A 1329-nucleotide genomic window follows, 5' to 3' on the forward strand; every position below is an offset into this window, starting at 1 on the left:
GTGGCTGCCGAGACTACGCGCCGGAAGGACTGCCGGCTGTCGATCGAGAACATGGCCGCAGTCGCAGGGGTGTGCCGCTCGACGGTCAAGAACGCGATCCGCGAGGCGCGCCAGCTCGGCCTGCTGACCGTCGAGGAGCGCCAGATAACCGGCTTCCGCAACGACACGAACGTGCTGCGGATCATCAGCCCGGAATGGTTGGCCTGGATCCGGCTGGCGCGGAAAGGGGGTCGCGAAACGCTATCCCCCTCGCCAAGGAAGGGTCATCACGGCCCCACCCCTCAAGGGGGTGGGGTCAAAAGCGTAACTAGCACGGCTACTGAGGTTCTAGATCTGGGAAAAACGAGGCCAGCAGAGCCGAAGCAGGGCTGCCGAGGGGCAGCGGGCGACCTCGACCGATCAGGACGAACCAGAATCCTCGCGGATGGTGGTGCGGGCTGAGCTATGCGACAGGCGCACATGGGCGGACGGTATGACGAACGATGGTCCGTCGCATGAAGCAGCCACATCGCGACGCTGGTTATGGAGTCGGTGAGGGATGACAGCTCTTGAACTCATCCGAGCCTTGGCGCTCGACGCCACCGTGGGGATCGTCGTCACCGACACGGCAATCGACTGGCCAGGACCGACGATCGTCTACGCCAACTCCGCGTTCGGGCAGCTCGTCGGGCGAGATCTGTCCGACGTCGTCGGGCAGACCCCACGCTTCATGTAGGGCAAAGAGACGCGTCGGGAGACGCTGGATGCCTTTCACCGCGCGCTGGCTTCCGGCGAGCGCTTCCACGGGTACCTGACCAACTACCGCGCGGACGGCTCCAAGTACCGCGCCGAGATCGATTGCAGGCCGTTGCGCGTCACCGACGGCCACATCGAGAACTTCGTCTCGTTCGAGCGCGAGGTGGTCCGGCGTATCGGACGCCCCGCCGTCAGCGCAGCGGGCCGCTATGAGCCAGCTGTGACAAGCAACGATGTCTTAACCGAGGCCTTGCGCCGCCTCGCTATCTTCGAACACGCGTAAGTTGTCTTGCGCCGATCACAGAGGTGTGAGTACTGAATATGCGTCATGATATATATTAGTTTAGGAGCCGGAAGTGATGATCGATCGTCGTTTTAAGAAATAAATAACACTTATTGCACAGTGTTGGCCCATGCTGAGATAGACCTGGATGACGCGTCAGCGGGCTGCTTCGCTGGTCTCCCGCTCTGACCCACAGCAGCCCAGAGATTCGGGAGGGTATGACCATGTTCGGTGGAACGCGCACGCACGCGGATCAGGCAGCCAAACTCGACGCCCTCGAACGCTCGCAGGCCGTCATCGAGTTCCAGCCC

The 1329-nt window shown here is 62.4% G+C and carries 2 protein-coding genes and 1 pseudogene; all 3 read left to right on the forward strand.

All coding sequences use genetic code 11. The features are described from left to right. Positions 1–441: pseudogene (locus MKK82_RS12920) on the forward strand (helix-turn-helix domain-containing protein); the annotation flags it as partial. A 97-nt stretch (positions 442–538) separates the two neighbouring features. Beyond that, positions 539–715 (forward strand): PAS domain-containing protein, encoded by a 177-nt coding sequence (locus MKK82_RS12925; protein WP_243985965.1) that lies wholly within the window; start codon positions 539–541, stop codon positions 713–715. Between the two features lie 132 nt (positions 716–847). After that, complete coding sequence (locus MKK82_RS12930; RefSeq protein ID WP_243985966.1) at positions 848–1018, forward strand: hypothetical protein; 171 nt, start codon at positions 848–850, stop codon at positions 1016–1018. Positions 1019–1329: the final 311 nt, after the last annotated feature.

Source organism: Methylobacterium sp. E-046, from assembly GCF_022829625.1.
In the GTDB taxonomy this organism is placed as follows: domain Bacteria; phylum Pseudomonadota; class Alphaproteobacteria; order Rhizobiales; family Beijerinckiaceae; genus Methylobacterium; species Methylobacterium longum.

Coding starts and splice junctions, on each gene's coding strand:
- MKK82_RS12925 (WP_243985965.1), top strand. CDS start 539: ATGACAGCTCTTGAACTCATCCGAGCCTTGGCGCTCGACGCCACCGTG.